Origin of the sequence: Novosphingobium sp. GV079 (assembly GCF_003058045.1) — a bacterium.
GTDB classification, from domain to species: Bacteria; Pseudomonadota; Alphaproteobacteria; order Sphingomonadales; family Sphingomonadaceae; genus Novosphingobium; species Novosphingobium capsulatum.
Map to the genome: position 1 here is coordinate 63,895 of NZ_QBUE01000014.1, position 20,529 is coordinate 84,423.

Here is a 20,529-nt window from a genome sequence, read left to right on the forward strand (position 1 = left end):
CACCGGACGAACCATCATATCCGCAGACCATTCAATCTGTATAGCTTTCACTATATTTTTTATCTGTCAATCCGCGCGTGGACGCCCTACCAAGGCTTGGGGGCACCTCTGTCAGGGCTGCGCCGCTTGCGAGAGTCTCCGCGCAGGCGGCACGCCGGCCCCATTGGGCGGGGGTGCCGTTGCCGTCGGTTCAGAGAGGAAGACGAATGCGGAAGACGAAGGAAAAGATTGTCCTTGTGACGGGTGGCGCAAGCGGCATCGGCGCTGCCATCGCGCGCGCTGCTGCCGCGCAGGGACACAGGGTGCTGATCGCCGACATCGATGTTGCCGGCGCGGAACGCGTTGCCCAGGACATCGGCGAGCGCGCGCAAAGCGTCGCGCTCGACATTACCTCGGACGCGCAATGGTCTGCGGCGCTCGACCTGGCATGGGCGCAGTACGGCCGGCTCGACGTGCTGATCAACAACGCGGCGATCGTGCGGACCGGCTATGTTCGCAACGTGGCGATGGACGATCATGCGCTGACACTCGAAGTCAATGCCATGGGGCCAATGCGCGGCATGGTCGCCACGTTGCCGCGCTTTCGGGAACAGGGGCATGGACACTTCGTCACGGTGTGCAGCATGACCGCGTTCCTGCCCTTCCCGGGGCTCGCCAGCTATGCCGCGGCAAAGTTCGCGCTGCGCGCTTTCCACCTTGGCCTGGCCATGGAAGAGCGGGATTCGCCGCTGAACTTCACGATCGTCCACCCCACATCGACGGAAACGCCGATGCTGGAGGCAGAGGCGGCCAGCGACGAAGTGCCCATGGCATTCCTCTCTGACGCGGTTAGTGCCGACTATGTCGCGCAAGTGGTGCTGGAGGCGATGCGCCGGCGCAAGCTGGAGGTGTTCATGCCCGCAGACCGTGCCAAGTTCGTGCGGCGGCTGGGTGGCAATGCGGCCGAACTGCTGAAGATTGCCGGCCAGGCCGAGCAGTTGGGCGCACATAACCTGGCGGAGCGCCGCAAGAGCAAGAGCGAAGCGGCCTGAAACAGCGTGCCTCGGCCCGCGTGCGCGGACCGAGGCACCTTCTGCAACGATGATCGGTCAGGGCAGGCCGGCGCCGGCCACATCCATTCGCACGGCATAGACCCGGGCCGTCCGCACGTCGCGCGCGATCGCCGGCGTCCTGCTGTCGGCGGTGAGGATGAACAGGGTGCGCCGGTCCTCACCGCCGAACATGCAGGCGATCGCTTCCTGCTCGGTCGCGATGCGATCGACCACTTCGCCGTCCCGACGCAGGCACAGCACTTCGCGGGATGTAGGCGAGGCAGCCCAGACGCAGCCGGCGGCATCCAGGCAAATGCCGTCGGGTAGGGCATCGTCGGGCAATCGCGCCCAGAGCCGCGGTTCGACCAGCGCGCCATCGGCTGCGATCGTCAGTTCGGTCAGCACGCGCGTGCCGCTTTCGGCAACGATCATCGTGGCGCCGTCGGGCTGGATGACCATGCCGTTGGGAAACCACAATCCGGCCGCCGCCGTCGACACCGTGCCATCGGCCGTAACCCGCGCGATGCTCGCGGTGCACGGCGAAATGGGATGAGTGTCGATATCGAAGCCGAAGTTGCCGACATAGGCAGTCCCGTCTGGCGCCACGATCATGTCGTTCGCGTGCCACGTGGCAATGCCTGACAGATCGGCATGCACGTCGAACACGCCGTTGCGGTGGCGCAGGATCCTGCGGTCGTGCATCGACACGACCAGCATGTCGCCATCCGGCAACCAGCCCAGGCCAGAGACGGGACCATCGTGTTCGGCCACAACCTCCCACCCGGTGCTTTCCGAATAGCGCAGCACGCGGTTGGCGTGCATGTCGGAAAGGTAGAGCGCGCCGTTGTGCCAGCGTGGCGCTTCGCCGAAGGCCAGATCGTCGGCCAGCAGCGTCAGGGTATGGGTCATGGTGGTTCGCTCGCTGAAGAGGGATTGTGCCTGGATCAGAAGTTTATCTTCGCGCCAACGCCATAGGTGCGCGGCGGCGCATAGTTGGGCTGGACGTAGCCGAACGGGCTGATGCTGTTGAACGCAGCGGTGGCGTAGTAGGTGTTGCCGAGATTGCGCACGAAGGCTGACAGCTCGAGCTGCGAGATGGTCAGCGCGACGCGTGCGTCCTGCGTCCAATAGGCCTGCTGCGTCGTATAGGGATCGTTGGTCGCGTCCAGGAACTGCCGGCCCTTGTAGGTGGCGCTGTATTGCAGGTCGATCGCCTGGCTTTCGCCGATCGGGATATGGTACTGCGCCTGCAGGAACGTGCTCAACTTGGGCGAGAACGCCAGCTGGTTGCCCGAATAGTCTGGCACGGTGGGATCGGCCACCAGCAGGAACCGCACGAGCTTGGTGTTCAGCAGACCCACCTGCGCGCTCAACGTCAGATTGCGGACCGGGCGAACGGTCAGGTCGATATCCGCGCCATAGGTGCGCGCCTTTTCGGCATTGGCCGCAAGATTGAGCGGCCCGATCGGGCTGGGCACCAGGGCAAACAGCTGCATGTCGCGATAATCGTTGTAGAACAGCGCGGCATTGAACGTGACGGCGCGATCGAGGAACGTCGTCTTGATGCCCACTTCGTAGGTTGTCACCTTTTCCGGCTTCACCGGGCGCTGCTGATAGGCGGCCTGGGCGGGGTCGGGGCTGAGAAAGCCGCCATTGAAATCGCCGCCCTTGAAGCCTGTCGTCAGGGTCGCATAGGCAAGAACGCCAGGCATCGGTTTGAAATTCAGGCCGATGCGATAGGAGAATGCGGAATTCTGCAGGCGGCTCGTGCTGTCGGCAACCTGAGCCAGTGGCGTGAAGTTGTCCATGCCGCCGCTCTGGTACTGCACCTGGCTGTTGAACAGGAACGAACGGCGCTCGTGGGTAAACCGGCCGCCGAGCACCAGGCGCAGCGTGCGGGTCAGGTTGTATTCGCCCTGCCCGAACGCGGCATAGGCGTCTGTCACCTGCGTATTGCGGGCAAACTGCCGGCTGGCCAGACCATCGCCCGCGCCAGGACCGTAAAACCGGTCGATGTCGAGCAGAAGCGCGTAATCCTGGTTCTGGTTCAGTCGCTCGTGCAGGTAATAGACACCCGCCACCCAGTTGTAGTTTTCCTTGGTCTGGTTGACGCGCAGCTCCTGGGTGAACTCGTTGCTGTTGTTGCCCCAGTTCACCTCCAACTCGCGATAGGGCGAGGAGTCGCTGTCTTCGGGCAGGAAGCGCTGGTTGTAATTATAGCCAGTCACGGACGTGACGGTGATCGTGCCCGGCGACCATTCGATCCGCCCGACAACGCCCCTGTCCGTCACTTTCAGATGCTCTGTCCGACTGGACGCGATGGAGTAGCGCTTGGGGTCGCTCGGCTGGTTGTAGATGTCGACGCACTGCGAGGCATAGGTTGCGGCGACCGAACAGACCACAGGCGATCCGGTTTCGACCGAGCCCGGCTCGAACGCGCCGAAATGCGCGTAATTGTCGGGCAGCCGATCGACATGGGACACATGCCCGACAACAAGAATGCGCAGATCCGGCGTCGGCTTGTAGAGCAGCGACGCGCGGAAGGACTCATCATCAGCGCCGTTCTGACGGCGATTGAGGAACGTGTTGTAATTGTACCCTTCCGAATAGTTCCGGACGAAGGCGAAGCGGGCCGAGAGCGTATCGCTCAGCGGGCCGCTAACCGCGCCGCTGATCTGCGAGGTATCGAAATTGCCGTAACGCGCATCGAGATAGCCCTCGAACGTATTTGTCGGCTTGGCCGTGATGAAGTTGATCGCGCCGCCCGAGGTATTCCGGCCATAGAGCGTCCCCTGCGGCCCCTTGAGCACCTCGACACGATCCAGGTCGAACATCGCGAAGGCCTGCGAGGTGGGAGCGCTGAGATAGAACTCATCCACATAGATGCCGTTCGGCCCGGAATTGTTGGAATTGTTCACGTTCAGCCCGATCCCGCGGATGGTGATCGCGGGCTGGTTTCCGGCGCCTTGCGGCAGGGAGACCACAACGTTGGTCGCAATCTTGCCGAGATCGGCGGCAGCCTCGACGCCCAGTTTCTTGAGCGAGTCACCCGAGAACGCCTCGATGGTGATCGGCACGTCCTGGATGTTCTCGCTACGACGCTGTGCCGTGACCACGATATCACCCTGGCCGACAGCGCCGCTCTGGCTCGACACTGGCGTGGTTTGGCCCGCAGCAGCCGGTGCGGTCTGGCCCAGCGCATGGCCGGGTAGCAAGGCTGCGACGATCAGTGCCATGGGCGCCGTCGCGCTTGCTGCGCCGATCATGCGATTGGTCTTGGTGCTTCTCCCCATCGATCTGCTCCTCATCTGTTTGTGACAAGTTAGCTAAAACTATCCATTTGGCAATAGGCCGATCGACAGGGAGGATCATGGATGCATTTCCCGCCGCCAGCTGTCGCGTGGCGGCGCTTTTTCGGTTAGGGAAAGGCATGGCAGGAAAAACGGAAACCGTCGCAGACACAGCGACAGGCGAGAATAAAGTTCTCAAGAAAGCGCGCGCATCGTCGGCTGGAAGCAAGGCCGCACGCCCCCGCGCGACTCCAAAGCGAGACGCCGCGCGCAACCAGGATCTGGAAGACACGAAGGTGGTTCCGCGCTCGCGCAGGGCGATCGAAACCTATGAGAAGCTAATCGCCGCGGCCGGCGAATTGCTGGGCGAAGTCGGGTTCGAGCGGCTGACGACCAACGCGATCTGCGAACGCGCGCAGCTCACCCCACCAGCGCTCTATCGCTACTTCGATGACAAGTATCAAATCATCGAGGAACTCGCCACGCGGCTGCAAAAGCGGCAGTTTGATGCCTTTGCCGTCTGGCTTTTCAAGAATGGCGCGACGCTGGACACCAGCGAAAACCCGATCCTGCTGGCAGACTGGTTTCGCACCGCGTCCGAGATCATCGAAACGCAGCCCGGCGGCGTGTGGACCATCCGCGCGATGCGCGCGCTGCCCCATCTTGCCCATGTGCGGCTGGAATGGCAGCGGCGGTTCACCGACCAGATGTTCCGGTTTTACCGCCCAGCCATCACCGACCTTTCCGATGAAACGCTGTGGGCCAGGCTGCGCATTCGTGCCGAATTCGGCTTCGTGGTCGATGAACTGGCCCTCGAAGAAGACCGGGTTGCCCGCTCGACCCTGTTCAAGGAAGCTGCCCTGATCCTCACCGGCATGAGCCGCTTGACCACGTCATGAGCCGGACGGCGGCGACACGCCATTGACAGGTGTATAGTTTTAGCTAGCCTCAATGCGTCGGCGGTCCACCGGCGAGGAGAGCGCGTATGGCTACATCGGTGAAGCGTCGGCAGGCCTGGCTGCTCGATCCGCCGTCGCACCGCGAGCTTGCAGCGGTGATGGCGGTGGGGACCTTTGCCCTGGTGATCGCCGGCATTCAGCCGCTGCTGTTCGGGGCATTGGTAAACGAAGGCCGGATATCGGCCGCGGGCCTGGGCGGCGCGGTGACGGTGGAGTTCCTTGCTCTTGCCTCCGGGGTGGCGCTGGCCAGTGCCAGGCTTCAGCCGGTTCATCTGCGGCTGCGCGGGCTGCTTGCGGCCATGGCGCTGATCGCTGCCAACGTGATGAGCATGCGCCATGCAGCGCCGCTGCTGTACGTCGATCGCGGGATTGCCGGATTCAGCGCGGGGGTTTTGCTGTCGATCCCTTCGCTTCTGCTGGCGCGCTCGCGTAATCCCTCCAAGCTCGGCGCCGTGCTGATGGTGTTGCAGGGATTGGTCCAAGTGGCGTTTTCGGCGCTCCTGCCGCTCACCTTGATGCCGGCCTGGGGCGCCAACGGTGGGTTCCTGGCGCTGGCCGGCACTTCGACGCTCGCGGCGGTCTTCGTGCTTGGCGTGCCCAACCGGCTGCCCGCCGTCGCCGACGATCACTCCGATGGGGAGCCCGCGCAAAAGCTGCCACCGGCCGGCGCGCTCAGCCTGCTGGGCGTGGTGCTGGTCTACGCCTTTGTCTTCGGCTTCTTTTCCTACCTCGGGCAAATCGGCACGGAAGCCCACCTCGGATCAGACCTGATCGGCCTCGTCCTTGCAGTGACGGTGGCAGCCTCGATCGTGGGGTCGCTGCTGACCGCCGCGATCGCGCCGAAGGTTTCGTTTTTCCGGATCTACGGCATTTCGGTGGCGTGCAACGCGGCGCTGATCGTCATCCTGTTTCAATTGCCCGGGCCCATCGGCTTTGCGCTGTGCGCCGTCTGCTTCGGCGTGTTCTGGGGCCTGCTGATGCCGTATCAGCTCAACTTCACCGCCGAAGTCGATCCCACCCGGCGGGCCACCTTGCTCGTCCCCGGCGCCCAGGCGCTCGGTGCCAGCCTTGGCCCGCTGCTGTGTGCCCTGAGCGTTACGGCCACCGACAGCAGAGGGGCATTGATCGTCGCGGGCGCCTGTCTTCTCGGCTTCCTGGTCATCGTCATGGGCCTCCATGCCCGCCAGCGCCGGCTTCTGTCCCATCCCGAGCTGTTCCCTTCGACCTGACGCGTTGCTGGTCGTCTGACCGCCGCAGGGCGAAGGCAGCGCCAGCACTTATCCGGTGGCGTGCAAGGGCTCGGCCAGGCCCAGCAGCGGCGGCTCGATGCAGTTGCGCCCGCGCTGCTTGGCTTTGTAGAGCGCGGCGTCGGCGCCTTCGATCAGCACATTGAGATCGAAATCATCCGTCAATGCGCCTGTCGCAATGCCGAAACTGGCAGTGACAAAGGGCGGCCCGATCGGTGCCTTGTGCGGTATGCGCCGCGCGGCAATTTCGCGCCGCATGCGTTCGGCAACAAGGATCGCGGTCGGCTGATCGATGTCGATGAGGAAGACAATGAACTCCTCCCCGCCGAACCGGCATACCCGGTCACCCGTCTTGCGCGCCTCGGATACCAGCAACCCCGAAATGCGGCGCAGGCAATCGTCCCCGGCAAGGTGGCCGAACGTATCGTTATAGGCCTTGAAGTGATCGATATCGACCATGACCACGGATACCGGCCGGCCGACATGAACCTGCCGCTGGATAGTGACCCACTGTTCCAGGGCACGCCGATTGCCCAGCCCGGTCAGCGGATCGATGATCGACAGTTCCTCGAAAACCTGCGCGCACAGGCGATCGCGAACCGAACGCAGCCAGCCGCGCCGCTCCATCTTTTCCAGGCTGTAGAGCGCCACCAGCGCGAAACCGACAAAGGCGAGCGAGAGGAAGGCGGATGCGCCTTTCGACTGTACCGAGGCGTCTTCGAGACTGGCCAGGGTCAGGAGTTGGACAGTCACCGTGGTGGCCGCTGCCAAGAGGGCGTAGCGCCATCGCAGGCGCAGCACCATCACCGTGAACATCATGACGAACAGGATGCCCAGATGGTAGTTCTCGCGCAGCGGGCTCGCACTGGCGACGACCAGCATATAGATGGAAAGCGCCATGATCGTGGAGAGTGCCACCTGCAGCCCCTCGCGCACGGCGGCGGGAGGATGGCGCGCGGTTATCCAGACCGCCGCGACCGTCAGGCTGGTCACCAGCCCGAACCGCAGGACCAACGCCAAGCCAAATGCATCGGGCAGGGAAAAATAGTCGAGCACGATAAGCGAATCGAACAGCGCCAGGGACAAGAGCGCCATGCGCACATACCAGCGCACCCGCACCGGCCCGGTCTCCTGCTCGAACTGCTCTTCCAGCGCGCGCGGAAAGCGCAGCGCAAAGCCTCTCTTGTCCAGCGCCTGATCGATCAGCGCGAACTGCAGATCGACCGCACTCTTGCCGTGGAGGTCGTCCATCCCGTGTCTACCCGCAGCAACTCCCATTTCAGGGTACATCGGCTGCAAGAATGAATTGTTAACAGGCGGGTTTTTGAGTGCCTTGATCCACGGCCAATCCCAATCAGCGGCAGGCGCAATTCTGGATCGGCGTGGCTCTCCAGAACGGCTGACGTATGGCCTCTGCCACCGCTTTCCTCAGCCAGCGGAGGGCGGGATCCTGCGATTGACGCGCGCGCCACGCGATGTGGATGGCAATTTCCGGCAGGGCAACCGGCAGCTCGTGGATCGTCAGATGGGCCTTCTCCTCCTCGCGCAGGATCGCCGATGGCACGACTGCGAGAAGATCTGACCCGATCACGACGCTGGCAACGATCAGGAAATGCGGCACGCGTAGCATGATGCGGCGGCGCAGACCCATGGTTTCGATGAGCGAGTCGACATTCGCCCCGGTACCTTGGCCGATATCCACGCCGACATGCGGCAGCGTCAGGAAAGCCTGAAGCGTCATTCCGCCAGACAGTGCCGGGTGCGCGCGATCGGCGATGCAGACCATTTTCAGCGTCTGGACAGGCTCGCAGTGCAGGCGTTCGGGCAGGTTGGGAAATACGCCCAGGCCAAGATCGGCCGCGCCGGATAGCAGGTGCTCGGTCCCCTCGCGCGCGCCCGATGCCAGCAGGTCGATGTCCACGCCAGGAGCGCTGGTCCGCAGGCGGGGAATCAGGTTGGGCAGCAGGTGCGCTGCACTCGCATCCGACATGGTAAGCGTGAAGCTGCGCTCCGCCGTGGCCGGCTCGAACTCGGGCTCGGTGTCCAACGCGGCGCGCAGCCGGTCGAGCGCACCGCCGATCGGGTCGGCCAGGGCCAGCGCGCGCGGGGTTGGATCCATGGCACCGCCGCGGCGGATAAACAGATCGTCGCCCAGTACCCCGCGCAAGCGACGCAGGGCGTGGCTCATCGCTGGCTGGCTCAGCCCGACCCGATCACCGGCGCGCGAGAGATGGCGGTCCTTCATCAGCGCATCGAAGATGACCATCAGGTTAAGGTCGAGCGAAGCCAGGTTGAGCGGAGCCGTCATGCCCCCGGCTATAGCAGCAAGGGATCATCACTGAAAACGAGGGAAATGCCCAGATCATTCACCATGCGAATAATGTGGTGCGAACATGCAATTTGCCCAACCCCGGCAAACCAGGCTTAATCGCCCCAACAAGGCCCAAGAGAGCCACGAAGGGGAGAAATGATGAAGGCACTATTGCTGGTCGGCACTGCGTTTGCGGCGGTGTCGCTTCCCGTGACCGCAGCCGCGCAAGTCGCCACGCCTGGCACTGCCGTGGCGCCTGCAGCCACTGCCCAGGCCGAACCATCCGGGCAAACCACCGGGCTTGCCGAGATCGTCGTCACGGCGCAGCGCCGGGTCGAAAACGCGCAGCGCGCCGCCGTGGCGATCGATGTCGTTTCGCCAGGGGAACTGACGCGCGCCGGAGTGGTGACGGCAACGACGCTCAACGCCACGGTTCCCGCGCTGACGGTGCAGCAAGGCGGCGGCGCCAACACGACGTTCTTCGTGCGCGGCGTCGGCAACTTCACCAACAACGGCTATTCCGACCCGGCGATCGCGTTCAACCTCGATGGCGTCTATCTGGGCCGGCCGACATCGACCACCGGCACGTTCTTCGATCTGGAACGGATCGAGGTGCTCAAGGGGCCGCAAGGCACGCTGTACGGCCGCAACGCCACGGGCGGGGCCATCAACGTCATTCCGGCCAAGCCCAAGCTGGGCGAGCGGTCGGTCTCGCTTTCGGGCGGTTTCGGCAACTACAATGCCATTGACGTCGAAGCAGCGGCTAATCTGCCGATCGGTGACAATGCGGCGTTCCGCCTGGCCGGTAAGATCGTGAACCGCGACGGCTACAACCAGGACGGCACGTCTGATGAAGTGGGCCAGGCCATCCGCGCCCAGTTGCTCGTCCGCCCGAGCCCCGGCGTGACCGTAAGGATCAGCGGTGACTATTCGCATCAGGGCGGCCGGGGCGTTGGCGGCAGCTATGTCGGCACGGAAAACTTCACGCCGGGCACGCCCGCAACCGCGACATCCCCGGCGAACTACACGTTCGCGCCGGCAAACGTCGATCCGTACAGTGGCCTCCTGTCGCGTTCGGGCAGCGCCTATTTTGCGCAAGCGGTCATTCCCGGCACGTTCATCAATCCGGCGCCGCTGGTGCGCCCCTATCTCAACAACACCTACTGGGGCCTGACCGGCGAGGTTAATGCCGATCTGGCCGGCGGCACGCTCACTATCGTGCCGGCCTACCGGCACTCCAAACTCGACAACCTGTTCAACGGCCCGTCGTTCAGAGGGTCGCTCAACCGCGAGAACGACAGCCAGTTCAGCGGTGAAATGCGCTTCCAAGGTCCGCGGGTCGGTCCGTTCGACTGGTTGATCGGCGGCTACTACTTCGACGAAACCGTCAAGGGGCAGTATGGCATCAACCAGTACCAGATCATCTCCTTCCAGGATTTCACGTCGAAAACCAAGTCTTACGCCACCTTTGGACGGGTAACCGCCCATCTTGGCGATGCCCTGCGGTTTGTCGCGGCCGGGCGCTACACGCACGACAGCAAGACGTTCAACGGTAGCTCCGACACGCTCGTCGAACTGTGCAACAATGCGCCGCCGCCGTTCGGCACCGGCTGCTTTGGCGGGCCATCGCTGCCGGTTGTCCAGACCCTTGCCCAGGTGCCAGGCGTACCTGCCCTGCCCGGGCCAGCCAACGCGGTGCCCTATGGTTCGGCCGGCAACATCCTGTTCTACATTCCCAACCAGGTGAATGCCGCGATCAGCAAGGGCCGCGTGACCTATCGCCTGGCCGCCGAATACGATGTCGCGCGCGCATCGCTGCTCTACGCCAGCTATGAAACGGGCTATCGCTCGGGTGGCTTCTCCAACGCCCCAGGGCACGAAACCTTCGCCCCGGAATATGTCGAGGCGTGGACGCTCGGCTCGAAGAACCGGTTCTTCAACAGCCGCGTGCAGTTGAACATCGAACTGTTCCACTGGCGCTATCGCAACCAGCAGGTGTCGCACTATGGCCTGGATGCCAACAACGCCACCAACTACTTTACAGAGAACATCGGCAGCTCGACCATCAAGGGTGTCGATGTGGAAGCGCAGGTTCTGGTTACGCGCAACACGCGGTTGAGCGGGACGGTCCAGTATCTCGACGCCAAGGCCACCAGCTATACCTACAACACGCCCCGTGATGCGGCTTCACCCCCGCCGGCCGTGGGCTGTGCCGTAACGCCGACAACTGCGGGCGGCGCGGCTGTCTACGCGATCGATTGCGCCGGCAAGCCCAGCTACAATTCGCCGCGCTGGTCGCTCAACGGCGGGATCGAGCAGACGATTCCGCTCGGCGATCGCAAGCTCGTGCTGAACGGCGATGCCCGCTACCGGTCCAACAGCGTCGTCGGTTTCGAATATCTCGCGCAGCAGAACAGCGGTTCGTTCTGGACATTCGATGCCTCGGCCACGTTCGGATCGACCGACGAACGCTGGTCGATCACCGGCTATATTCGCAACATCACGAACCAGGCGGTGCCACTGTTCACACAGTACGTGGCGCCAGCCGGCGGTGTGCTGTCGTCGGTCTATGCCCCGCCCCGGACGTATGGCGTGCGCCTTGGATACAAGTACTGATCACGCCGGAGAGAACGTGATGCTGAAGATGATCATCGGCGGGCGCCGCCGCGCGGGAATGACTCACCGCGACTATTCCCGCTATGCCGAGCAGGTTCATGGTGCAACGGTGGCGCATAACCCCGGCTACATGACGAGCTACATCCAGAATCACGTTCTCGATGCAGTCTATGGCACCCATGCGGCAGGATGGGTGGCCGGGCCCGACTTTGACTCGTTCAGCGAGATCAGCTTTCCCGACGGGGCAGCGTTTGCCCGTTCGATCGCCGATCCCTATTACCGCGAAACCATCCAGCCCGACGAGCTCAACTTCGTCTGCCACAGTGCCATCATCCTGCTGGCCACCCGGACGCAGGAGGTTGGGGTACGCGTGCCCGGCGCCGCCCCGCTCAAGCTCATGCGGTTCATTGCCAGTAACGATGCGTCGTCGCCTGCCGCGTTTGCCCAGGCCTGGGCGCAGGAGGCCGGCCGCATCGCCGATCATCCGGCCCTTGCCCCGTTCCTCCGGCGCATGACCCGCAGCATCAGCATCGCGGGAGAGGCCGACGCCAACCTTCCCGCCAACTTCATCGCCAATGCGCCGCTCAGCCCCTTTGCCGGGGTGGAAAGCCTGTGGTTCGACAGTGATGACACGTGGCGCGCGATCGATGCCTATCGCGCGGTGATCGAGGAACCCCAATCACACCTTTCTGGCCTGCTGGACCGCCGGCAGGAAGCGCTGTTCGTGGTCGAGGAGCGCACGATCGTGGCCGATCACACGGCACCCAACTCAGCAGTGGAGATGACGTGATGGCTCGCTTTGTTCAAAACCGCTGGTATCAGTTCGCCTGGGCCGATGAAATTGCCGATGGTGCCGTGCTGACCCGCACGGTGCTGGATATTCCCATGGTCGCCTTCCGCACCGACGCCGGCAAGATGGCCGTGCTCGACAATCGCTGCCCCCACCGCTTTGCGCCGCTCAGCGAAGGCAAGCGAGAAGGCGACACCATCGCGTGCCCCTATCACGGCCTGGTGTTCAATACCGCCGGCCAATGCGTCCGCAACCCGCACGGCGCGGCGACCTCGACGCTTGCGGTCGCCAGTTTCCCGGTGCTGGAGCGGCATAAGGCGGTGTGGATCTGGGTCGGCCAACAAGAGCCGGACGAAAACCTGCTGCCCGATCTTTCCTTTATCGATGCCGCGCCGGAAACGGCACAGTTGCGCCTGCACACCGCGGTCCAGGCCAACTACGAACTGCTCGCCGACAATATCCTCGATCTGAGCCACGCCGATTATCTGCACGCCAGCAGCCTGGGCAGCGGGTTCAACACGCGGGCCAAGTCGACCGTGGAAGAACATGCCGATCACTTCTCCATCGCCTGGCGTTCGGACAGCGACGATGCGCCGCCGGCCTTCAACCTGGAATCGCCGGCCAAACTGTGGACCGAGGTGGATTGGTATGCGCCGGCGCTGATGGTCCTGCGCGCTGGCGGGCATCCGGTGGGCAAGCCCGAGCGCGGCATCGACACGCTCAACCTGCACAACATGACGCCCGAAACGCTGACCAGCACGCACTATTTCAGCTGCAACACGCGCAATTTCCTGATCGATGACGCCGCGTTCAACGCTGTCCTGCGCGAACAGCTGATCCACGCTTTCCAGGTCGAGGACAAGCCGATGATCGAGAAGGTCCAGCGGCAGATGGGAACGCCGGACCTGTGGTCGCTGGGGCCAAAGATGCTGCCGATCGACAAGGGCGCCGTGCTGGCCCGCCGCCGTGTTGCCAGGCTGATCGAGGCTGCCGAATAAGGCCGCGAGCCCGGCGCGGATCGATCGCCGCGCCGGGCTTGTCCACTATTTCCGAAACATGTCTATTGCGATGGCATCGGCCATCGCCTGGTAGCCCGCATCGTTGGGATGTAGCCAGTCGCCCGACTGCAGATCCGTTCGCATCCTCTTGGGACGAAGCGGGTCGCGTATAACCGCGTCGAAATCGATCACGGGGCCATCGCCGGGGTTGTTTCTGATCCAGGCGTTCACCGCCTGCCGCGTCGCTTCGCCCGCCTCGGAATAATAGTCGGCGCCTTCGAACGGCGGTATGGTCGCCAGGTGAACCTTGATCCCATGGGCGTGGGCCCGCGCGGTGATCTGTTGATAGGCCGCGATCAGCGCGGCGGCCGGCGTTTCGGGCGCGCTGCCGATATCGTTGATACCCTCCAACACGATCAGGTCGGTAACCCCTGTCATGGCAAACACATCCCGATCGAGCCGCGCCAGGGCTGGAACCCCGAAGATCGCCACAGGATCAGGCGCAAGGACGCGATTGCCGCTGATCCCCACGTTGACCACCGCCGCAGACGCAAGGTCCGCCGTCCCATGCAGTCTCGCGGCGAAAAAGTCTGGCCACCGTCGGTCGGCGCCGGGGGTCGACATATAGCCGTCGGTGATCGAGTCCCCCAATGCCGCGATTACCCGGCCCGGTGGGCCCTGCACCTCGACCGCCGTCAAGAACGGGCGCGCCGGAGAGCGGGACGCCGGGGTAAACGCACGCGTGGTGTAATCGCCGGGTGGCGAGAGCAGCGTATAGGCCTGCCCATCGGCGTGGCACGTGCATGCGACCTTCTCGTCTGCGACGTATATCGCCACGCTGAGCTGGGCGCGCGCGGGAACGCGGATCGCGATGGCATCGCTGACCAGCGGTGATCCGGGCGCCACGGTAAAGTCGGCGTTGCCATTGGCGGTCACCACCCGCGGCTCGCCAACCGTCTTGGCCCCTGCCGCATCGAGCAGGCGAACCGTCACGCGACCAATGTGCAACGGCGCCGCACCGAACTCGTTGGACAGGCGGAGGCGAACCGCATCGCCACCCGCGCTCAGGCGGATGACCTGAACGATCGTCTGGTTCGCGATGACCGGACTGACAAATTCCGGCGGAACACCGGGGCCCGCCTGCAACGACGGCGCGGGTGATGCCGTCCAACTCGCCCGCCATACCTGTGCGCCCGCCGGCGCTCCTGCCGCAAAGGCAGCCACGATCAGCGCAGCAGCGCGAACAGCCATCCAGGGCATCGTGCCGAACACTCCTGCAAAAGATTCATCACGCATGGGCCGGCGCGATCACACGTCCTGGCCGACCCATGCTTGCAACGATGATCAATAATGGAACGAAACCTGCACGCCATAGGTGCGCGGCGCGCCCACCGTCTGCGTGATCATCCCGAACGGCGCCGTCTGGTCGGCCGCGCCGATCGCGTACTTCTTGTTGGCAACGTTGCGGACATAGGCACCGATATCGAAGCCATGCTTGTTCTGGTAAACAATGTTCAGGTTATGAATCCAGTACCCGCTCTGGGTGATATAGGGATCGTTGGTCGAGTCGAAATACTGGAAGCTGCGATAACTTGAATTCCAGCGAAAATTGAGATCCCCATTCAACGCGTCGAGCGGAATCTTGTAGCTGGCGGTTCCGGAAAAGCTGAACCGGGGCGCATTGGCAAGACGATTGCCATCGAGCGGCGTGGCGCCCTCGAACATCGGCAAGCCTGCGCTGATGATCTTGGCATTGAGCCACGCCGGCGCCAGGGTGAACGTCAAGCCGCGAACAGGGGCGGCGGTCAGTTCCACCTCGACGCCCTCGGTACGTGCCTTGTGGGCATTGGCCAGAACCTGTGTGATCTGTTCGATCGGCCCGGCCGCGGTGTTAACGGTCTGCGGAACCTGCGCGAAGATCTGCTCGTCGATATAGTCGTTGTAGAACAGGGCAACGTTGAAAATCAGGCGGCGATCAAACCAGCTGGTCTTCGCCCCGATTTCATAGGCCGTCACCCGCTCGGGCTTGACCGGCTGCAGCTGAAACAGCGCTTGCTCGGGGTCGCTGCTCAGGAAGCTGCCGTTGAACACGCCGCTTTTGAAACCGGTCGCGACGCTGGCATAAGTCAGGATCGCATCGGTCGGGCGATAGCTGACCGCAGCGCGCCAGGTGGCGTTGGTGTTGGTCTGGGTCTGGTCCGAAGAAATGAACCCTTCCAGCGGGCCGAAATTACCGCGACCGCCGGACTGGTATTGCCGCGACGCGTCATACTCGAACGTCTTGCGTTCGTGAGTCAGCCGGCCCCCAAGCGTGAACGTCACGTTGCCCAGCGTATAGTCGGCTTGGCCGAACGCAGCCACGGAATCGGTTTTCTGATGGCTGTGGTCATAGGCACGCTGGGCGATGCCATCGAAATTGCCGGCGCCAGCCGGAATGCCGAAGCCGCCGTAGAGATCACCATCGATGAAGAGATCAAGCGGTTGATCCTGCCGGAGATCTTCGTGGAGGTAGTACAGGCCGAACACCCAGTTAAATTTTGCGGAGGTGTACGCCGCGCGCAATTCCTCGGTGTAGGTGTTGGTTTTCACGCCAAATGTCGCTTCGACCAGGTTGGCCGGGTTGGCGTCGCTGTCCTCGGGGAAGTATTTGTCGTTGTGCTGAAAGGCCGAAATCGAGGTCAACGTCACGTGGCCGAGGTCGTAGTCGATCCGGGCGGTTTCGTTGAGATTGAGGTTCCGCAGATACTGCGTGCGGTTGTATTGGCCGCGATAGAAGTTGGACGGCGTGCCGAAGCCGAACATATCGACGCAGTTGCCGGCATAGGCATCGGTGACCGAGCACACCACCGGCGCCGGATCGCTTTGCGTGCCAGGCTTCAACGTGCCGATGTGGCGATATTCGTTAGGCACGTTGTTGACCAGGCCGGCGGTCGAGCTGAGCAGGATTTTCAGGTTCGGCGTCGGCTTCCACAGCAACTGTGCGCGCACGGCCTTGCTGTTCGTGCCATTGGCGGAAATGCCGTAGAAGTCGTTGTGCATGAAGCCGTCGGAATGATTGTAGACGACCGCAATGCGCGCACTGAGATTTTCCGTAATCGGCCCGCCGACCGCGCCGGTGACAAACGTGGTGTTATAGTTGCCCTGCTCGATATGGACGTCCGCCGTCAGCTGGTCGGTCGGCTTTTTCGACGTGAACAGCAGGGCGCCGCCGCTGGTATTGCGCCCATAGAGCGTGCCCTGCGGCCCCTTGAGCACCTGCACCTGGTCGAGATCGAAAATCGCAAAGCTCTGCGCCGAGGGCGCGCTGATATAGACATCGTCAATATAGACGCCGTTGGGGCCAGCGTTGTTGCTGTCAAAGTCATTGAGGCCAATGCCGCGAATACTGATCAAGGGCTGGTTGCCGACCCCCATGGGGCTCTGGATCATGAGGTTCGGGGTCGCCTGGGCGATATCCTCGGTGCTCTTGACGCCGATCGACTGGAGGTCCTGGCCGGACAGCGCCTGGACGGACACCGGCACCTTCTGAATATCTTCGTTTCGGCGCTGCGCCGTGACCACGATCACACCGACCTGGTTGGAATCCGGGGCCACGGCTACCGCCGTGGTCGCAGGGGCCGCCTGGGCGGCAGCGCTTCCAGCATATCCCAGAACCATCATCGCGCTCGTCATCAACAGCGTTCGATTTAGCAACTGCTCGGACATAAGCCCCCCTCATATTTTGTTGTGGACCGTGGCCTTTTCGCAGTGGGCGAATGCGGCCTCATTGCGATAGCTAGTGCTATTGAAACATGTTCGACATACCTTGGCAATAGGGGAATAATGGGGCGGTGGATTTAGCGTGACTGGACGCATCGCAACCCGCACAAGACCGCCGAAAATCCAGCTATCCGGTATCGCCTTCCCGGTGCCCAAACGCAGCAATTATCGCCGTCGTCCCGATTAGAGCAGGACCGCCGGCGGCGCGTCCAAACCCGGCAAAAGGGCGACTCGATCGCTGTAGAGTCGCCCCTTTTTGTGCGCATTTACAGCACTATAGTATGATCACTGCGGATTGGAGGCTCGCTGCCAGACTGGCGCGCCCTGGCGATGTCACCGCAAATTTGGCGAATCGAATCACGAATGATCGCTGCAGGATCGGTGACGCTGCGGCACAGGCCCGCGACGCTGCTGAAAAGCAGCCCCGAGCACTGCCGAATCCCTTATATTATGATAGTCTATGCAATCGTTATTTTCGGCCGCTTTCGACGTGCCTGACGATCATGCATGGGGCGCGGCCTGGCCGCCTGCGACGCGTGATCGCGTCACATAGAGACCGACGATGAGCAGAGTCGCGCCAATGGCCAGCAATGCGCATAGCTGCAGCACGCGGCCCGCACTGGCATCATCAGCCAGCGTGGATGCAGCGAGCGGCCCCAACCCTGATCCGACCAGGACCGCGGACGGGACCAACAGTGCCGTGCGGCGCGTCGGGTCGTTTTCGATCGACAACGGCGTCAGGAATGGGGTGATGAAAATCCATACCGCACCAAACAGCGTTTCGAGCACGAAAAAGACGGTGGCCCCTGGCGGAGTGGACAAAATGAACAGCACGGCGCTCAATGCGATGCTCGAGACGATCAGCGAGACAAACCAAGGCAGGCGCCGGGCAAGAAATATCGCGGCAAAGCCACCCACCACCTGCGCGCCCAGCGACGCCGGCACCGCAAACGCAACCTGCTGCGGTGTCATGCCGGCCTGGCGGCCAAGCGGCTCGAAATAGACCCATGCCCCAACGATGCAGCTTTGGATCAAAAGCGACGCCGCCAGGACAACCCACCCCCGCAGCGGGGGCAGACCCGATACCTGCGCGGGATCACGCGGCAGCGGATTCAAGCGCTTGGGCAGCAACGGAACCAGCAGCATCGCGGCAGCCGCCAGGACGGCGATCGTTACCGGCACGCCATCGCGGGCATTGGGAGCGGCGATGGCAAGGCCGGTGGAGGTGGCGAACTGAACGATCGCCTGGGTCAACAGAAACGCAGCCGACAACGCCGTAGGGCGCGCGGAACGGACAATGACGCCGGTGGTCATCCACACCAGCACACCCGCCGACAGGCCGACCAGCCCACGCACGAAAAGAACGCCCAAGCCGCTGGTCCAAACCGTTGCGAAATTGAGCGACGCGACCAGCGCCAGGGCAACGAGCGTGGAAAGCCAGACCGAAACGCGCTCGAGAAACGACTCGGCAATGACGACGCCGATACCGATCGAGACCAGTTCGGCTGCCGCGACATGGCCCACCTGGGCCGCCGAAAGACGGTCAGCGGCGAGCAGCGCCCCGAAGAAGACCGGCTGGACGCCGGCAATGACGAGCCCGACCGTACCGATCAAGAGCGCTGCTGCCATTGCGCCCCGGCTGGAGGCGCTTCGCCCCGCGTTCGCCTGGCTATCTGCTGTCACCGTGCCGCTCCTTTTTGCAAGGTCAAGGTACTGTTATTCCAAACTTCGCTCCGTCGGCATCGGCAACACAGTATGGCCATCGGGTGGCGCGCAACGCCCACCGCCGCCCTGGGTCAACTTGCCTTCTCGTCGCCTGTTGCTGCCTCGACGGTCACACCCAGCAGGTTGCGATAATAGAGACTGACCATGTTCGCGTACTCGCGCCCGATCTCGTCGCCCCACTCGGGCATGTCGGAGATCAGATCATTCGTCGCACTGCCCAGCGCCGTGCTCAGCAGGGTCGCGGCTCTCAACCGCGTTTCGTCCACGCCGGGATATTGCGCGTGGAGCTTGGCAAAGAGCACGTCGGAAACAGCCTGCGTCGAGCCGATCCGCACCTCTTGCAACACGGGCACCGCCCGCATGACCCGCAAGATCCATTCGCCGCCCGGAACTCTGCGCGCGGCCCGCCGCACCTTCGTCAAAAGATCCAGGCGATGTTCGACAACCTGCTCGAGCGGACCATCGAAACCGAGTTGCCCGGTCGCGATCGAGCGGAACACGACACGATCCTCGGCCTTCATCGCCCGATCGCCCATCTCCCTGAGAATGGCATACTTGTTTGGGAAATACCGATAGAGCGCAGGCGGGGTCAGTCCCGCACGCTCGCAGATCATATTGGTCGAAAGACGTTCGATGCCCACCTCGCCAAGCAACTCGCCGGCGACCTTGAGAATGATTTCAAACGTGACCTTGGAGCGATCCTGCGACGGCGCGAGCTTGGTATTGAGTTCGACATCCTGGTCGCTCCCGCTCTTTGCTCTTCTCGGCCGTGCCATCGCTGTTCCTTGAACTTTCAGATTACCTCCTGATCCACTATCCGCAGTGCCGGGCAATATCCAGCAATCGCTAGGAAGACGCGCCAACACTCCGCGACAGCGCCATGGTTTCGTCAAAGCTGGACAGCGCGCCGACCGTGCCCAAGCCCATTGCCACTTGCGCCGCGGTTGCCGTCGCGAAACGAAGCGCCGCTTCTTCATCAAGGCCCCGCAGCCGCCCGGCATGGAACCCCACGCAGAAGGAATCGCCGCAGGTTGTCGTGTCGACAGGATCGATGGGCAAAGCGGGCACCTGCACCGCGTAATCCGGCTTCAACAGGATGGCGCCTTCGTGGCCAAGCTTGAAGACGCATCCCCCCGCGCCCATTGCAATGAACCGATCGGCTGCCGCGCGCAGATCGTCATTGCCGTGCAGGTGCAGCACTTCGGCAAGGCTCGGCATGAAGAGATCGACATAAGGCAGGATGCGGGCAAGATCCTCCATCGTCCCCTCACGCGGGGAAACAAGATCGCAGGTCACGAACGCGCCCGCCGCCTTTGCCGCCTTCAGGATCGCGACGGCCTGTTCTCCAATGCCAGGGAAGTTTACCGCTCCCCAATGAATGGCCCGGATCTGGGGCAGCGCCGCTGCCAGGTCCTCATGCAGGGGCGTGACCATGCTCGCGCCGACCATATGATAGGTCGAACGTTGGCCGATGCTGCGCACGGGAAGCACCGTCGAGGAGGTGGGAAACTGCTCGTTGGTGACGAGGAAACGAAGATCGACCCCGGCCTTCTCCAGGCCATGGCGAACCGCAACCCCCTGCAGATCGTCACCGATTGCCGATGCAAGGGCGACCTTCAGCCCGAGCTTTGCGGCAACCATGGCAGCCCCGCCCGCCGTTCCCGCCGGGGAGAGCAGGATCGATTCCACCAACATGCCGCTATCGATCGGCGGCAACTCGTTCACCGGCCGCACCGCGATATCGACTGTCAGCAGGCCGACAGTGAGAAGATCAATCGACTGGTCCATGGTTGTTCCTCGCAG

15 protein-coding genes are annotated in these 20,529 nt (G+C 63.2%); 6 read left to right on the top strand and 9 right to left on the bottom strand.

The genetic code is table 11. From position 1 onward, the window contains the following. Positions 1 to 206: 206 nt before the first annotated feature. Entirely contained in the window at positions 207 to 1,031 is an 825-nt protein-coding gene (locus C8K14_RS16665; RefSeq protein ID WP_107717723.1) for an SDR family oxidoreductase, read from the top strand. A gap of 57 nt (positions 1,032 to 1,088) precedes the next feature. Here the strand turns inward: C8K14_RS16665 and C8K14_RS16670 are convergent, their stop codons facing one another. Then, a complete protein-coding gene (locus C8K14_RS16670) occupies positions 1,089 to 1,940 on the bottom strand; it encodes an SMP-30/gluconolactonase/LRE family protein (protein ID WP_107717725.1) in 852 nt (283 codons plus the stop codon). A gap of 35 nt (positions 1,941 to 1,975) precedes the next feature. Continuing rightward, positions 1,976 to 4,324 (bottom strand): TonB-dependent receptor, encoded by a 2,349-nt coding sequence (locus C8K14_RS16675; RefSeq protein WP_158271938.1) that lies wholly within the window; start codon positions 4,322 to 4,324, stop codon positions 1,976 to 1,978. 77 nt (positions 4,325 to 4,401) lie between these two features. Here C8K14_RS16675 and C8K14_RS16680 point away from each other — a divergent pair, with 77 nt between their 5' ends. After that, positions 4,402 to 5,220, top strand: a complete 819-nt coding sequence (locus C8K14_RS16680) for a TetR/AcrR family transcriptional regulator (protein WP_199223762.1) — start codon at positions 4,402 to 4,404, stop codon at positions 5,218 to 5,220. An 86-nt stretch (positions 5,221 to 5,306) separates the two neighbouring features. Further along, complete coding sequence (locus tag C8K14_RS16685; protein ID WP_107717729.1) at positions 5,307 to 6,509, top strand: MFS transporter; 1,203 nt, start codon at positions 5,307 to 5,309, stop codon at positions 6,507 to 6,509. A 48-nt stretch (positions 6,510 to 6,557) separates the two neighbouring features. On the opposite strand, the gene C8K14_RS16690 is transcribed toward C8K14_RS16685, so the two are convergent. Then, positions 6,558 to 7,778 carry a diguanylate cyclase gene (locus C8K14_RS16690; RefSeq protein ID WP_158271939.1) on the bottom strand — a complete coding sequence of 407 codons (1,221 nt, stop codon included), beginning with the start codon at positions 7,776 to 7,778 and terminating at the stop codon, positions 6,558 to 6,560. Positions 7,779 to 7,881: 103 nt separating this feature from the next. Continuing rightward, on the bottom strand, positions 7,882 to 8,835 hold the full coding sequence (locus C8K14_RS16695; RefSeq protein WP_022677708.1) for a LysR family transcriptional regulator: 954 nt from the start codon (positions 8,833 to 8,835) through the stop codon (positions 7,882 to 7,884). Positions 8,836 to 8,997: 162 nt separating this feature from the next. Here C8K14_RS16695 and C8K14_RS16700 point away from each other — a divergent pair, with 162 nt between their 5' ends. The 3 genes from C8K14_RS16700 to C8K14_RS16710 are packed head-to-tail and all read left to right on the top strand — an operon-like array spanning position 8,998 to position 13,242. Continuing rightward, entirely contained in the window at positions 8,998 to 11,454 is a 2,457-nt protein-coding gene (locus C8K14_RS16700; protein ID WP_158271940.1) for a TonB-dependent receptor, read from the top strand. 19 nt (positions 11,455 to 11,473) lie between these two features. Further along, positions 11,474 to 12,244: an EthD domain-containing protein gene (locus C8K14_RS16705; protein WP_158271941.1), complete on the top strand. Its 771-nt coding sequence runs from the start codon at positions 11,474 to 11,476 to the stop codon at positions 12,242 to 12,244. After that, complete coding sequence (locus tag C8K14_RS16710) at positions 12,244 to 13,242, top strand: aromatic ring-hydroxylating dioxygenase subunit alpha (protein WP_028658239.1); 999 nt, start codon at positions 12,244 to 12,246, stop codon at positions 13,240 to 13,242. The genes C8K14_RS16705 and C8K14_RS16710 overlap by 1 nt, the downstream gene beginning before the upstream one ends. Before the next feature lie 45 nt (positions 13,243 to 13,287). On the opposite strand, the gene C8K14_RS16715 is transcribed toward C8K14_RS16710, so the two are convergent. From C8K14_RS16715 to C8K14_RS16735, 5 genes are all read right to left on the bottom strand, one after another. Beyond that, a complete protein-coding gene (locus C8K14_RS16715; RefSeq protein ID WP_084391011.1) occupies positions 13,288 to 14,538 on the bottom strand; it encodes an SGNH/GDSL hydrolase family protein in 1,251 nt (416 codons plus the stop codon). 48 nt (positions 14,539 to 14,586) lie between these two features. Continuing rightward, the gene (locus tag C8K14_RS16720; protein ID WP_107717736.1) at positions 14,587 to 16,947 is read right to left on the bottom strand and encodes a TonB-dependent receptor; all 2,361 of its coding nucleotides are present in this window, start codon (positions 16,945 to 16,947) and stop codon (positions 14,587 to 14,589) included. A gap of 555 nt (positions 16,948 to 17,502) precedes the next feature. Then, positions 17,503 to 18,630, bottom strand: coding sequence for an MFS transporter (locus tag C8K14_RS16725; RefSeq protein WP_107717738.1), 1,128 nt, complete (start codon positions 18,628 to 18,630; stop codon positions 17,503 to 17,505). Between the two features lie 167 nt (positions 18,631 to 18,797). Continuing rightward, a complete protein-coding gene (locus C8K14_RS16730) occupies positions 18,798 to 19,502 on the bottom strand; it encodes a TetR/AcrR family transcriptional regulator (RefSeq protein ID WP_107717740.1) in 705 nt (234 codons plus the stop codon). A 70-nt stretch (positions 19,503 to 19,572) separates the two neighbouring features. Further along, positions 19,573 to 20,514, bottom strand: coding sequence for a carbohydrate kinase family protein (locus C8K14_RS16735; RefSeq protein ID WP_062786675.1), 942 nt, complete (start codon positions 20,512 to 20,514; stop codon positions 19,573 to 19,575). Positions 20,515 to 20,529 lie beyond the last annotated feature (15 nt).

Coding starts and splice junctions, on each gene's coding strand:
- C8K14_RS16665 (WP_107717723.1), top strand. CDS start 207: ATGCGGAAGACGAAGGAAAAGATTGTCCTTGTGACGGGTGGCGCAAGC.
- C8K14_RS16670 (WP_107717725.1), bottom strand. CDS start 1,940: ATGACCCATACCCTGACGCTGCTGGCCGACGATCTGGCCTTCGGCGAA.
- C8K14_RS16675 (WP_158271938.1), bottom strand. CDS start 4,324: ATGGGGAGAAGCACCAAGACCAATCGCATGATCGGCGCAGCAAGCGCG.
- C8K14_RS16680 (WP_199223762.1), top strand. CDS start 4,402: ATGGATGCATTTCCCGCCGCCAGCTGTCGCGTGGCGGCGCTTTTTCGG.
- C8K14_RS16685 (WP_107717729.1), top strand. CDS start 5,307: ATGGCTACATCGGTGAAGCGTCGGCAGGCCTGGCTGCTCGATCCGCCG.
- C8K14_RS16690 (WP_158271939.1), bottom strand. CDS start 7,778: ATGGACGACCTCCACGGCAAGAGTGCGGTCGATCTGCAGTTCGCGCTG.
- C8K14_RS16695 (WP_022677708.1), bottom strand. CDS start 8,835: ATGACGGCTCCGCTCAACCTGGCTTCGCTCGACCTTAACCTGATGGTC.
- C8K14_RS16700 (WP_158271940.1), top strand. CDS start 8,998: ATGAAGGCACTATTGCTGGTCGGCACTGCGTTTGCGGCGGTGTCGCTT.
- C8K14_RS16705 (WP_158271941.1), top strand. CDS start 11,474: ATGCTGAAGATGATCATCGGCGGGCGCCGCCGCGCGGGAATGACTCAC.
- C8K14_RS16710 (WP_028658239.1), top strand. CDS start 12,244: ATGGCTCGCTTTGTTCAAAACCGCTGGTATCAGTTCGCCTGGGCCGAT.
- C8K14_RS16715 (WP_084391011.1), bottom strand. CDS start 14,538: ATGCGTGATGAATCTTTTGCAGGAGTGTTCGGCACGATGCCCTGGATG.
- C8K14_RS16720 (WP_107717736.1), bottom strand. CDS start 16,947: ATGTCCGAGCAGTTGCTAAATCGAACGCTGTTGATGACGAGCGCGATG.
- C8K14_RS16725 (WP_107717738.1), bottom strand. CDS start 18,630: ATGGCAGCAGCGCTCTTGATCGGTACGGTCGGGCTCGTCATTGCCGGC.
- C8K14_RS16730 (WP_107717740.1), bottom strand. CDS start 19,502: ATGGCACGGCCGAGAAGAGCAAAGAGCGGGAGCGACCAGGATGTCGAA.
- C8K14_RS16735 (WP_062786675.1), bottom strand. CDS start 20,514: ATGGACCAGTCGATTGATCTTCTCACTGTCGGCCTGCTGACAGTCGAT.